Origin of the sequence: Microbacterium testaceum, from assembly GCF_006539145.1 — a bacterium.
Classification (GTDB): Bacteria; Actinomycetota; Actinomycetes; order Actinomycetales; family Microbacteriaceae; genus Microbacterium; species Microbacterium testaceum.
The window spans coordinates 1-13,283 of the sequence record NZ_BJML01000012.1; the positions used below are offsets into that span (position 1 = coordinate 1).

Annotated in this window: 5 protein-coding genes; 3 read left to right on the forward strand and 2 right to left on the reverse strand. The window is 71.6% G+C overall.

All coding sequences use genetic code 11. The features are described from left to right. Nucleotides 1-66 precede the first annotated feature (66 nt). Nucleotides 67-3,777 carry a proline dehydrogenase family protein gene (locus MTE01_RS14910; RefSeq protein WP_141378226.1) on the reverse strand — a complete coding sequence of 1,237 codons (3,711 nt, stop codon included), beginning with the start codon at nucleotides 3,775-3,777 and terminating at the stop codon, nucleotides 67-69. 232 nt (nucleotides 3,778-4,009) lie between these two features. Between MTE01_RS14910 and MTE01_RS14915 the strand changes: the two genes are divergently transcribed. Then, nucleotides 4,010-5,137: a S1 family peptidase gene (locus MTE01_RS14915; protein WP_246078325.1), complete on the forward strand. Its 1,128-nt coding sequence runs from the start codon at nucleotides 4,010-4,012 to the stop codon at nucleotides 5,135-5,137. A 174-nt stretch (nucleotides 5,138-5,311) separates the two neighbouring features. On the opposite strand, the gene MTE01_RS14920 is transcribed toward MTE01_RS14915, so the two are convergent. After that, nucleotides 5,312-10,807 carry an alpha-L-arabinofuranosidase family protein gene (locus tag MTE01_RS14920; RefSeq protein ID WP_141378227.1) on the reverse strand — a complete coding sequence of 1,832 codons (5,496 nt, stop codon included), beginning with the start codon at nucleotides 10,805-10,807 and terminating at the stop codon, nucleotides 5,312-5,314. A 294-nt stretch (nucleotides 10,808-11,101) separates the two neighbouring features. On the opposite strand from MTE01_RS14920, the gene MTE01_RS14925 reads away from it, so the two are divergent. Both MTE01_RS14925 and MTE01_RS14930 read left to right on the forward strand, forming a co-directional pair. Then, nucleotides 11,102-12,193 (forward strand): S1 family peptidase, encoded by a 1,092-nt coding sequence (locus MTE01_RS14925; protein WP_246078326.1) that lies wholly within the window; start codon nucleotides 11,102-11,104, stop codon nucleotides 12,191-12,193. Nucleotides 12,194-12,261: 68 nt separating this feature from the next. Next, nucleotides 12,262-13,239 carry an acetylxylan esterase gene (locus MTE01_RS14930; RefSeq protein ID WP_174799710.1) on the forward strand — a complete coding sequence of 326 codons (978 nt, stop codon included), beginning with the start codon at nucleotides 12,262-12,264 and terminating at the stop codon, nucleotides 13,237-13,239. The last annotated feature ends 44 nt before the right edge of the window (nucleotides 13,240-13,283 follow it).

Genomic DNA, 13,283 nt, shown 5'->3' on the forward strand with positions numbered 1-13,283 from the left:
CCCCACGGGCGAGCGCGCGCCGGGCGTGCAACCGAGCGGGCGCGCCGGACGGGCGCGCGCGGCCGGTCAGATGACCGCGGCGCTCCAGGTGTCGACGGCACCGAAGCGGAACGCGCCGATCGACACCGCCTGCTCACGCAGGAACGGCAGGAGCTCCAGCCGCCCGGCCGTGGTCACCTCGTTCGCATACACGGTCAGGGAGACGTCGCCCCCGACCGTCTCGGCGACGGCCGTGCGCAGCGTCGCCACCGTCTCAGCGGGGCCCACGAGGCGCAGGCGCCCGGGGCGCGGGGCGGCGACGAGGTTCTCGGCGTCGCCGTCGGCGGCATCCGGGATGCCACCCGCCAGACGCTGCAGCCACTCGGCGTCGCTCTCGACCGAGACCGCGACCCCGCTGTCGCCCAGCAGGTGTCGGACGGCGGCGGGAAGACCCACCGGGGTACTGAGACTGAAGGCCGAGCCCGAGCGCACCGCGGCCACCAGAACGCGCAGCACCGCCTCCCACGCGGCGTCCGCGGTGGCGCGGACGGCCACATCGACCGGTCGGTAGCGGCGGAGGTTGCGCTCGACGCCGAGTCGCGACACGTCGCGTACGCGCCCGAACTCGCGGTCCCACGCGACAGCGTCTGCGAGGGCACCGCGGCGGAGCCAGTCGAAGGCCTCGTACGACAGGGTCGGTTGAGCTGCTTCGATCAGCGCTGTGATGCGCGAATCGAGGCCGCGCAGGTGCAGGGTCGACGACGATGCCCCGCCCGACGACGGTCGCCACGATCCGAGCGTGACGAGACGGTTCGGCCCGCCCGACATCGCTCCGTCGCCCACCGACGCCTCGCCCCAGCCGCCGAGCGGCTCGCGCTGCACGACCGCTCCGGTCGAGGGACGGTTGACCCGCAGCACGGCGGCCTCGACGGTATCGAGCCAGAGCTCGAGATCGGCCTCGTCGCGGGTGTGGAGACCGGCGACGAAGCCCGACCCGATCGCGTTCTGCAGTTCGATCGCGCGGGTCACGGTGGGGGCGTGCAGGATGCCGAGCACCGGCGCCGCCACCGCGGCCCGGGTGAGGTGCGACCCGGCGGTGACGCCCGTGCGCACGCCCGGCGACCAGAACCGGCCGGCCGTCTCGGGCCCGAGATCGAGCTCGCGCGGCTCCACGAGCCAGCGTTCGCCATCGCCGAGGACGGTCAGGGCGCGACGCACCTCGCCCACGGGTTCTTCGACGAGGGGGCCGATGTCGGAGAGCGGGTCGTCGGCGGGACCGACGCGCAACGACGACACCGCATCCTTGAGTTGCTCGGTGAAGCGCGACGAGCGCCCGAGCGCCCCGACGAGAATCACGAGCGACACGGCTGTGGCGGCCTGCCCCGCTCGGGCGAAGGCCCCGGCCACGATGTCGGCGACGGCGGCGTCCACGTCGGCGGAAGGGGCGACGATCGCGACGTTGCGCCCGGCGGTGAACGCCTGCAGGGGCAGGGCCGCTCGCCACGCAACGAAGCGCTCGGCCGTCGCGCGGGCTCCCGCGAGCAGCACGCGGTCGACGCCCGGGTGGGCGATGAGCGCGCGCCCCGACGCGTCCTCGTTGAGGTCGACGTAGACGAGCACGTCACGCGGCACTCCCGCGGCCCACAGCGCCTCGGCGATGACGGCACCCGAGCGTCGCGCGCGCGGCGAGGGCGTGAGCACCACCCCCGACCCGGCGGCCAGAGCGGCGAGAGTCTCGGCGGCGCAGAGTCCCACCGGGGCGTTCCACCGCGGAGCCACGACGCTCAGCCGGTCGGGCACGAACACGGCACCGGGCACGCGATCGAGCTCCTTCGCGGTGGCGGCGTAGTACGCGGCGGCGTCGACGGCCTGGCTGACCTCGGCGTCGGCCTCGGCGAGCAGGGCTCCTCCCTCGGACGCGAGCACCTCGACGAGCTCGGCGCGGCGCTGCTCGAGGCTGCGCGCGACCGACTGCAGCACGGCGGCACGGTCGGCAGCGGCGAGCGCCCCCCACGGCTCGGCCGCGGCACGCACGCGATCGATCACCGCATCGAGTCCCGCTTGGTCGTCGACGCGCCCCGCGGCGGCCGTGGCATCCCCCGCGGTCGAGCCGGCGACGCGGCCGAGGACGGACAGCGCCCAGGCGCGGTCGGCGGGGACGGTCGGATCGGTGTCGGAGACGTTACGGAACCCGGGAGCGCCGCCCGCGAGCTCTGCGCTCTCACGGGCCGAGAACACGGCGGTGTCGACGAAAGCCTGTCCGCCGAACAGCATCTGCTGCACGTCGGGACCCAGGGCGGAGGTGTCCCCGGATGCCGCGGCCTCGCGCGCGATGCCCAGCACCGCCTGCGTGAGCCCCGGCTCGGCGGCATCGTCGTCGGCGCGCTCGCGCAGGATCGCCGGGAGCGCCTCGACATCGCGCTGCGGAATGCGCCCGCCGAGAGCCGGGAGCTCGGCGGCGGCCAGCGCGCGCCGGACGCGGGCAGCGATCGACGCGGTCTCGGGGGTGTGCTCGTCCGCGTCCTCGCCCCGTTCGTCCTCGGAGGCGGTGGGCGATTCGGGCACCGCAAGCGGCAGGGCGGGCGCACCGGCGACCACCGTCGCGTAGCTCGCGGCGAGGCGCGCGACGACGGCGTCGAGGTCATCGTGGTGCGCGGTCGGCGCCGTCCAGAGGTGCCCCTCTCCCGGGGTCCACGGCGAGGTGTGCGGCAGCGCGAGGGCGAGCGCGGCCTCCGCGTCGGCCGCGAGGGCCAGGGCGAGGGCGGCGCGCTCGGGGTCGGCGGTCGCCAGCTCGACGGCGAAGCCTTCGAGCCCCCTCGAACTCAGCGCCTCGCGAAGGCTGCGAACGAGGGCGGCGTCAACGTCGTCCCGCGCCGTGACCGCCGGGGCGGGCCACCCGTGGCGCGCCGCCGACACGGTATCCGGGGTCTCGATGAGGGCGTCGCTCAGACGCAGCGTCAGGCGGGCGCCGCCCGCGGAGGTGCGCACGCGCGCCCACGCCGACAGCTCACGGACGGCCTCGGGCGTCTCCCCGACGGCCGCGGGCAACTGGATGCCGGCTCGGAGTGCGACGAGACGCGGTTCCTCGAGCACGCGCGTGAGCACCGCAACGGTGAGGTCGAGGTCGTCGCGTCCCTCCGCGATCAGCGTCACGTGGGTGCGCGCGGCGAGCGCGTCGAGGAAGACCGGCAGCAACCGCTCGGCGGCGTGCTCGACCTCGGCATCGAACGCCCACGGCGACGGCGTGACGACGACATCGGAGATCGCGAGCGAGATCCGCGACACGTCGTCGCGGGACAGCAGCGACCGGATGCCGTCGAGCCGGCGCCGTGCGCCGGCGTCGCCGACGATCGCGGGCCCGACCAGACGCACCTCGACCGCGGAGCCCAGGGCCTCGAGGGCCGGGCTGAGCCGCTCGGGGCGCACGTCGAGCACGAGGGCGGCGAGGAGGTCGCGCATCGCGCGGCGAGCGAGGGGCACCGCGGGACTCGGGAGCACGGGCGCGACGGCGCCGCCGAGCTGCAGCGCTCCGCGCACGAACCACGGGAGGGAGGCGGGGAGGTCGTCGGCGAGCCGATGCAGCGCCGAAGCGGCGGAGGTGAGCGACTCCGGGCGCGAGACACCGTCGATCGCGGCGGCCAGGAACGCGGCGACGGCAGGGTCCGCGGGCAGGTCGCCGAGACGAGGCACGGTCCCCGGGACCGTCCGCCGCGAGAACGTCGCGGCGATGCGAGCGGCACGAGAGGGGAGGCCGGGAGAGAGCGCGGGAACGGGGGCGCCGGAGTCGTTCGTGCTCATGCTCGTCAGCCTAATTACCGCGTGCACGGCGCCCCGGCGGCCCGCCGCGCAACCCGCGGATCAGCGGCCGGGTCCCCGGTCGCGAGAGGACCGATGCCCTGTCCCCCGAATGGCCGACATTTATGCACTCTGATCAGAAATTCACAGGAAATCCTTCGCATTTCGTCCGGTTCGTGTTTCTATGGCGGTGGGTACCCCGCCATTTATCCCCCTGGATGGAAGGTCACTCCACGTGAACCGCATATCGAAAACCGTCGTGGGTGCAGCAGCCCTCGGCCTGTTCCTGACCACCGCCGCCACCGCTCCCGCGCTGGCCCAGACCCCCACGTCATCGCCCGACGCGGCCGTCGACGGAGTCGACGCGCAGCTGCTCGAAGCGATGGCCGCCGATCTCGGCACCGACGTGTCGGGCGCGCAGGACGTCCTGCGTTTCCAGGCCGACGCGGCCGGGACCGCCGACGACGTCGCCGCCGCCGCCGGTGACGCCTTCGCCGGAACCTGGCTCGACGAATCGACGCGCACCGTCTACGCCGCGGCCACCACGGACGCCGCTCGCGAAGCGGCCGCCGACGCCGGGGCCGTCCCCGTCGCCGCGGAGCACTCGCTCGACGACCTCGAGGCAATCGCCGCGAAGCTCGAGGCGAGCCCCGCACTGCCCGACGTCATCCCCTCATGGTGGATCGACGTCGAGCAGAACGACCTCGTCGTCGACGTGGTCGCCGGCGGCGATCAGGCCGCGGCCGACTTCGTCGCGACCCTCGGCGCCCCTGCCGACGCCGTCCGCCTGGAAACCGGTGCCGAAGCGCCCGAGACCTTCGCGACGATCCAGGGCGGCATCGCCTACAACATCAACAACCAGAGCCGCTGCTCGGTGGGCTTCGCGGTGCAGGGCGGTTTCGTCACCGCCGGCCACTGCGGCGACGCGGGCGACAGCACCACCTACGGCACATTCCAGGGCTCCTCGTTCCCCGGCAACGACTACGCCTGGGTCAGCACGCCCAACCACACCCCGGTCGGCTCGGTGTCGAACTACTCCGGCGGCTCCGTCGCCGTGAAGGGCTCGACGGCCGCCGCCGTCGGCGCGACCGTCTGCCGCTCGGGCTCGACCACCGGTTGGCACTGCGGCCAGATCCAGGGCTACAACTCCACGGTGCGCTACGCCGAGGGGTCGGTCTCGGGCCTGATCCGCACGAACGTCTGCGCCGAGCCGGGTGACTCCGGCGGCTCGCTCCTCGCGGGCAACCAGGCACAGGGCGTCACCTCCGGCGGTTCGGGCGACTGCACGAACGGCGGTACGACGTACTTCCAGCCCGTGAACGAGATCCTGCAGAACTACGGCCTGCGCCTGCTGACCAGCTGATCCCCTCCGGGTACCCCCGACGCCCGGTCGCCTCACGGCGGCCGGGCGTCGTTCTTTTCCTCACCCGATCAGGACGCCGCGGTCGCCCCACGGCGGCCGGGCGTCGTGCTCTCGCGTCTGCCGACGGGGATGCCGCGATCACGCGAACGCGGCGGCGGCATCCCCGGTCTCGGCTCAGCCGATCGCGCCGCGGCGGCGCCTCAGAACCGCACCGATCAGCACCGCGAGCAGGCCGAGGGCGAGGGCACCACCCCCGACCGCGCCGCCGGTCACCGCGAGCGGCGAGGGCACCGAACCGGTCGAACCGCCCGGAGCCGGCGGAAGCACCGGAGAGGCGCCGTCAGCACCGGCCCGCACCTCGATGGCCACTGCGGCTTCGACGCCGCCGATACGCGCGATCACCCGATGGGCGCCCGCCGGGGTGTCGGCCGGGATCGTGACGTTCACGAGGAACGACCCGTTCGCGTCGGTGCGGACGGCCCCCAGCTGCACGGGAGTGGAACGCAGCTCGAGCTCACCGTCGGCGTTCGCCGGCCAGCCCGATCCCGACACCGTGATCACTCCGCCCGCGACGAAGTCGCCCGAGACCGACAGCGTCGGGTCTCCCGCGTTCGCGCCGATCGAGGTCGAGCCCGTCCCACTGACGTTGCCGGCCACGTCGACCGCGCGATACGACACGATCGTGGCCCCGTCACCGACGGCCACGGCCGCCTGCGCGCCGGCCGTCGTCGTCCAGGTCGCCGCGTCGCCGAGGCGGTACTCCACGCGCGCCACCCCCGAACCGCTGTCGCTCGCCGCGAGCGTGACGCTCCGGGCCGCGGCATCCACCGTCGCCGTCGTCGTCGGGGCGGTGCGGTCGAACTTCACCGCGGCCGTCACGGGGGTCGAGACGTTCTTCGACGCGTCGGTCGCCCGGAACGCGAGGTTCCAGGTCCCCTCCGCCGGGGTCACCGCACCGGTATATGCCGCCCAGGTCGTCCCCCCGTCGGTGCTGACCTCGAGGCGCGGTGCGGCGTCGACGTCGTCGGTGGCCGTGGCGGTGACGGACGGCTGCGAGACGAACCAGCCTTCGGCCCCGTCCGGCACGGCCGGCGTGGTCTGCACCGCCACCGTGGGCGCCGTCGTGTCGGCCTCGCGGGTGTGCATCCGCACGAACGTCACCGAGTACGGCTCGAAGGAGTGGGTGAAGCTGCTCGAGACCGCCATCTGCGAGGTCTTCGGTGCCACCGGCGTCTCGGTCGCGGTGTTCAGCGCCGAGGGGGCCGCCGCCAGGGTGGTCACGTCGGCCGTGGGCAGGACGCCGATCCCGCCGAGGTCGATCGTGGTCTCGGCGGCCTTGGCCTGGGCGTTGACGACCTTGAGCAGCACGTCACCGGTGGCGTCGTCCCGCGTCATGACCTGGGCGAAGGGTTCGACCTCGGTGTTGGTGAACTGTCCCTGCTGCACCCCGTCGGCGAACAGCGTCACCTGCGCGCCGCGCACCTGGATGCGCAGGTCGTAGGTGCGGTTCGTCTCGACGCGCGACAGGCCCGTGTCGGTGACGATCGACGTGGCGCCGCCCACGGCCTTCTCCACGACGCTGCGGGTGTTGCCCCAGCCGCCCAGGTTCCACCACATGTAGTCGGCGGATTCCTTCACCCCGAACCCGACGAGGAAGCCCTCAGCGCCGGCGAGCTTGGTGGCCTTGAGCGACACGTCGTAGTCGGTGGCGTCCATCGCGGGACCGGCGACGAGCGTGTTGTTCGCCGTCGTCGACGACTGCACGTAGCTGCCATCGGCCGCCGACCAGGAGCCCGCGCCCGCGAGCTTCGTCCACCCCTCGTCGTTCTTGTCGGCGAAGTCGTCGGAGAAGAGCGTCTTCCCGTCGGGCGTCGTGACCTTCACGTCGTCGTAGCGAGCGGAGGTGCTCCAGGTCGACAGGCCCACGGCACCGGAGACAGCGGTGGATGACAGATCCCCGCCCGCCGTGGTCGGGATGACCCGGTCGCCGACGTTGCTCATGAAGAGCTTCTGCACCTCGTAGTTCGCCGAACCCCACACCTGGTCGCGGTCGAACCAGATGAGGTCGGGGCGCCACTGCACGTTGCTCGTGTCGGCCAGCAGCGGCGCGTACGACGCCATCTTGACCACGTCGGCGTTGCGTTCGAGGCCCGACATGTACGCCGCCTCCGACAGGGCGTTGAAGAAGCGGTTGTCGCGCGAGGCGTACTCACCGATCCACACCTTCGGACCGTTCCGGTCGTAGGAGTCGTAGCGGGTGTTGTGCGAGAGGAACCACGACGGGTCGCGGTAGTAGTGCTCGTCGACCATGTCGACCTTCTCAGCCCTGTTCTGCTCCCAGTGCTTCTCGAAGCTCGCGCCCTCGGCGTCGGGGCCCGAGTTGCTGATCAGGATCATGTCGGGGTACTTCGCCGTGATGGCATCCCGGAACTGCACGAAGTTCGCCATGAACGCCTCGGGGTAGTTCTCCTCGTTGCCGATCTCGATGCGGTCGAGACCGAAGGGCGCGGAGTGGCCCATGTCGGCGCGGAGCTTGCCCCACGTCGTGTCGACGCCGCCGTTGGCGAACTCGATGAGGTCGAGGGTGTCCTGGATATGGCGCTGCAGCAGAGCCGGGTCGGTCGGCTGCAGGGCCTGACCGCAGCCGTTCATCAGAGCGGGGACGTCGGGCACGGGCTTGGCGCCGATGTCTTCCGCGAACTGGAAGTACTCGTAGTACCCGAGGCCCAGCGACTGGTTGTAGCCCCAGAAGTTGGCGTTGGTCGCGCGGGTCTCGACCGGGCCGACGCTGTCTTTCCACTGGTACGAGCGGGCGCGCTCGTAATTCGAGTCGGCCGAGTAGTCCTCGTGGCTGTTGACGTTGACGATGCAGCCGCCCGGGAAGCGCACGAACTTCGGGTGCAGGTCGGCGATCTTCTGCGCGATGTCCTTGCGCAGGCCGTTGGCGCGACCCTTGAAGGTGTCGCGCGGGAAGACCGAGACCTCGTCGAGGCGGAGCGTTCCGACTCCTGCCGCCTGCACGAGCACGCGCGCGGCGTCGGTCGTGGCCGTCGCCGTGACGGAGCCGCGGTACTTCACCCAGCCGTCTCCGCCCACGGTCGCCGTGAAGGGATTCGACAGCACGGTGCCGTCGGCGGAGCGCAGCACGAGCGAGACGGGGCTTCCGCTGGTCGCGGTGGTGCGCGCCCAGAACGACACGTCGTAGACGCCGTCCTTCGTCAGGGCCACCCCGGTGTCGAAGCCGGCGTTCTCGACGCCGTACGTTCCCACACCGCTGTTCAGGTCGAGCTGCAGGTAGGTGCGGTTGCGCTCGTTCATGCGCTTGTCGTCGTCGACCGGCTTCGCCGATCCCGCACCGCCGCCGAGCGCCACGGGCGTCCACGCGGTCATCCCGGTGAAGCCGCGATTGTCGACGGGCAGGAACTCGAACGAGCGGTTGCGCACGAGCTCGGCGTACAGGCCGCCGTCGGCCGCGTTGTTGATGTCCTCGAAGAAGACGCCGTACATCGCGTCGTCGATCTCGGCGCCGTCCTTGCCCGGGTCGGCCGTGATCGAGTAGTCCGCGGTCTCGTCCGTCGGGTACGCCGCGAGCAGCCTCTGCTGCTCGGCCGCGCTGATCGGCAGGACGGTCCCGTGACGCGGACGCGCCGGGAGGGTGGCATCCAGAACCGAGGTCCAGGTGCCCGACGCGATGTCGCGGGTCTCGAACATCATGTAGCCCTGGCCGCCGTGGTAGCTCGGCTGGTCGATGAGCATGTACCAGTGACCGGCTTCGGCGTTGTCGGCGAACACCGTCGGGCCCTCGCCGTTGGTGAAGGTCCCGCCCCAGGGGTTGGGCTGACCGACGCCGATCTGCTCCTTCACGAGCTGCCAGCCGGGGCTCGAGGTCGTGGTCGGAAGGGATCCGGTGACGGTCGCGGTGAGCGTGGTCGAGCGCTCCTGGCGCACGGTCATCGACGCCTCGTCCTTGATGAAGCGGTAGTACGTGTCGCCATCGCGCACGACGGTGGCGTCGATCGTGCCCTTACCCGCGCCGCGCTGGACGTCGACCCACGGCTGCGGCTCACTGAAGGTGACGAAGTCGCGCGTGGTGACCATCATCATGCGGTTGTAGGTGTCCGATGCCTTGCGACCCGCGGTGGACGCGCTCGGGTACAGGTTCGATGCCCAGTAGACGACGTACTCACCGCGGTCGGCGTCCCACGTGGCCTCGGGAGCCCAGGTGTTGCCGGCCAGCTCGCTCGACACGGTGATCTGCCGGAGCGGGCTCCAGGTCGCGAGGTCGTCGGACTGCCAGACGTTGAGCTTTCGGCTGCCGACCTCTTGCGCGCGGCCGAAGTCGCCGTTGTAGAGGTCGAACATGTTCAGATCGGTCGACAGCATGTAGAAGCGGTCGCCGTCGGGCGAGCGCATGACGAAGGGGTCGCGGATCCCCTTCTCGCCCTGGTCGGAGGTGAGCACGGGCTGGCCGTCGTTCAGGGTCAGCCAGTTCTTCGGGTCGTCACCACGGCTCGTGGCGAAAGAGATCTCCTCGTCCGTCGTCGTGCTCTCCCCGGTGAAGAACGGGAAGAAGTAGCCCTCGAGCTTCTGTTGCGCAGGCTTCGGCTGCACGACGAGATCGAAGGTGCGCGTGGTCTCACTCGACCCCTTCGCGATCGTCGCGGTGAGCGTCACCGTCACGGCCGCCGACCCGGTGGCCGGCCGTGTGACCTCGCCGGTCGGGGTGACGACCTGCGCGTTCGACGACGACCACGCCACCGACGTGCCATTCGCCCCGGTCGCGGGAAGGGTCACGTTGCCGCGCACGTCGTCGGCATCCGGGATCGAGAGGGCCTTCGCGGCGGCGTCGACGTCGTGCTCGTTCGTCGGGGTGCCCTGTGCGACGAGCGCCTTCACCTCGGCGTCGGTCAGCGCGCTGTCGAAGATCGCGACGTCGCGCACGCCGCCCTTCCACACCCGATCGGGGTAGGACGAACGACCGATGTAGCCCACGAGGCCGGAGCCGAAGTCGGCGATCGATCGCGAGGTGGCGACGGTGCCGATCTTCGTCTCGCCGAGGTAGGCGGTGATCGAGGTGGGCGTGATGACCGTCGTATAAAGGGCCCACTCCGCGGTGGCGGTCGGGCCCGGGATGCCGCGGGTGCCGTCGGTCGGAGCGATTCCGCGTTCGAGGGTCCAGGGCTGGGCGATCCGCGGCCCGTCCGTCAGCACCGACTTGACCTGCCCGGCCGGGTTGGCGGGGTTGAGCAACCAGTACTGCTGGGGGAGGTTCTCCGTGGTGCCGAAGAACATCGCCGCCTGGTTGCCGGAGCCGGTGCGGTCCTGCAGCCAGGCGGAGACGGTGACGGTGCTGCGGCCGTCGAAGAGCCCCGGCGGCAGTTCGACATAGGCCGCCGACGATCCGTTCGCACCACCGGGGAGCGAAAGCGCATCGCCGTCGACGATCGCGCCGGTCCCGCGAATGACCGCGTCGCGACCGTGACCCGAGGCGTCGGGGACCGTGGTGCCCGAGACGGCGGCGAAGTCGTACGACGCCAGGGGTGTCGGCACGGGCGCCGCCGAGGCGGCAGCACCGGGAACGAGGCCGGCCAGAACGACGGCGGCGGCCGCGGCGATCGCTCCCACGCGGCGCACCGGCCCCTTGGGCAGATGGGGTCGTGACAGCACCATGGTCGTCCTCCTTGACGATGGGTGGCCGACTGAGGCCGGCGGCGACTGCGCTCCATGTGAGCGCTCACTATGCGTAGTCTCTGAGACCGCGAGGGAGAAAGTCAACGCTCAGATGCCCTTTTCCGTGCGTGTCCCCGATGCGATGTGAGGCTTCACAGAGGTAACGACCAGCTGGGAGAAATCTGGGCGATTGTCGTTTCCCGGCCAGGAAGGTGTTTTACTGCGGACGGGTACCCCAACCATTTATCCCCCTGGATGGAAGGTCACTCCGTGAACCGCATATCGAAAATGGCCGTGAGCGCATCCGCTCTCGGGTTGATCGTCGTTTCGGCGGCGGCTGCGCCCGCGCTGGCCCAACCGGCATCCGCCGCACCCTCACCCTCCTCCGAGACACAGCTGCTCGACGCCATGGCCGAAGCCCTCGGCACCGATGTCGCCGGCGCGCAGGACGTCTTGCGCTTCCAGGCCGACGCCACCGCCCTCACCACCACCGTCGCATCGGTCGTCGGCGACGCCTACGCCGGCGCGTGGATCGACGAGAGCAGTCGCACCGTATATGCCGCCGCCACCAGCGACGCCGCCCGCGCGCTCGTGGCGAGCGCCGGTGCGACCCCCATCCCCGCCGACCACTCCCTGAGCGAGTTGGAGGGTCTCACCGCGCGCATCAGCGGCGCCGACCGCCCCGCGGGAGTCGCCTCGTGGCACGTCGACGTCGCCGCCAACGACGTCGTCGTCGAAGCCCTCCCCGGCTCCGAGACGAACGTGACGGCCTTCGTGACCGCCCTCGGCGCCCCCGCCGACGCGGTGCGCGTCGAGACGGCCGGCGGTGTTCCACAGACGTTCGACGACCTTCGCGGCGGCATCGCGTATTTCATCGAGAACCAGTACCGGTGCTCGATCGGTTTCGGCGTCGTGGGCGGCTTCGTCACCGCCGGCCACTGCGGCAGCCAGGGCGAGAGCACGAACTACGGCACCTTCGCGGGTTCGTCGTTCCCCGGCAACGACTACGCCTGGGTCTCGACGCCGAACCACACCCCGCTGGGCGAGGTCGTCGACTGGTCGGGCGGCAACGTGGCGGTCGCGGGCTCCACACCCGCGCCCGTCGGAGCGACGGTCTGCCGGTCCGGGTCGACCACCGGGTGGCATTGCGGTGAGATCCTCGCGTACGACACGTCGGTGCAGTACGGCAGCAACACCGTCAACGGTCTCATCGAGACCACCGTGTGCGCCGAGCCCGGCGACTCGGGCGGTTCGCTCCTCGCCGGCGATCAGGCGCAGGGCGTGACCTCCGGCGGATGGGGCGACTGCAGCAGCGGCGGGCAGACCTGGTTCCAGCCGGTGAACGAGATCCTCGACGCCTACGGCCTCACTCTGCTCACCAGCTGAGCCTCTCGTGACGCCCCGGCCGCCCTCGCGCGGTCGGGGCGTCGCCGTGCCCGCTACTGTCGATTCTCATGGCCGTGACCTTCACCGATATGCCCGTCGACCTGCTGCGCGCGTACCGCCCCTCCCTGGTCGAGCCCGCCGGTTTCGACGACTTCTGGAGCGAGACCCTGGCGACGGCGCGGGATGCCGCCCGCCCGGCATCCCTCACCCCGGTCGAGGCCCCGGTCACCGCGCTCAGCGTTCACGATCTGACGTTCACCGGCTTCGCGGGCGATGAGATCCGCGGGTGGGTCGTGCGTCCACACGGCGACGACGTCCTCCCCGCCGTCATCGAGTACATCGGCTACGGCGGTGGTCGCGGGCTCCCCGGCGAGAAGCTGTCGTGGGCGGCGGCCGGGTACGTCCACGTCATCATGGACACGCGCGGCCAGGGATCCACGTGGAGCACCGGCGACACCCCCGACCCGCACGGCTCGGCGGCCGCGTTCCCCGGTGTCATGACGCGCGGCATCCTCGACCCGCGCGACTACTACTACCGCCGCCTCTATACCGACGCCGCACGTCTGGTCGATGTGGTGCGCGAGCTCCCCGGCGTCGATCCCTCGCGCGTGGCCGTCACCGGGGGCAGCCAGGGCGGGGCACTGTCGATCGCGGCGGCTGCCCTCAGCGGCGGTGCGGTGGCGGCGGTCATGCCCGACGTGCCATTCCTGTGCGACATCCCGAACGCAATCGTTCGCACGCCGTCAGCACCCTTCACAGAGATCACGCGCTACCTGGCGGTGCACCGCGACGACGCCGAGCGCGCGCTGCACACTCTCTCGCACATCGACGGCGCGATCCTCGCGCGCCGCATCAGCGCGCCCGCCTACTTCTCCGTCGGCTTCATGGACGATGTCGTGCTGCCATCGGGAGTATTCGCGGCGTTCCACGCACTGACCTCCGACGACGCGGCGATCGAGGAGTACACCTACAACGGCCACGAGGGCGGCGGCCACCGCCACTGGATGAAACAGGTGGCCTGGCTCGACGCGCGCTTCGGCCGGTAAGGACGGCACCGCGCACCGGTCGGCCCCGCCTCAGCGGCGCGTCC

What these genes read in the sequence shown, in the direction of transcription:
- MTE01_RS14910 (WP_141378226.1), bottom strand. Translation starts at nt 3,777, where the DNA reads ATGAGCACGAACGACTCCGGCGCCCCCGTTCCCGCGCTCTCTCCCGGC.
- MTE01_RS14920 (WP_141378227.1), bottom strand. Translation starts at nt 10,807, where the DNA reads ATGGTGCTGTCACGACCCCATCTGCCCAAGGGGCCGGTGCGCCGCGTG.
- MTE01_RS14930 (WP_174799710.1), top strand. Translation starts at nt 12,262, where the DNA reads ATGGCCGTGACCTTCACCGATATGCCCGTCGACCTGCTGCGCGCGTAC.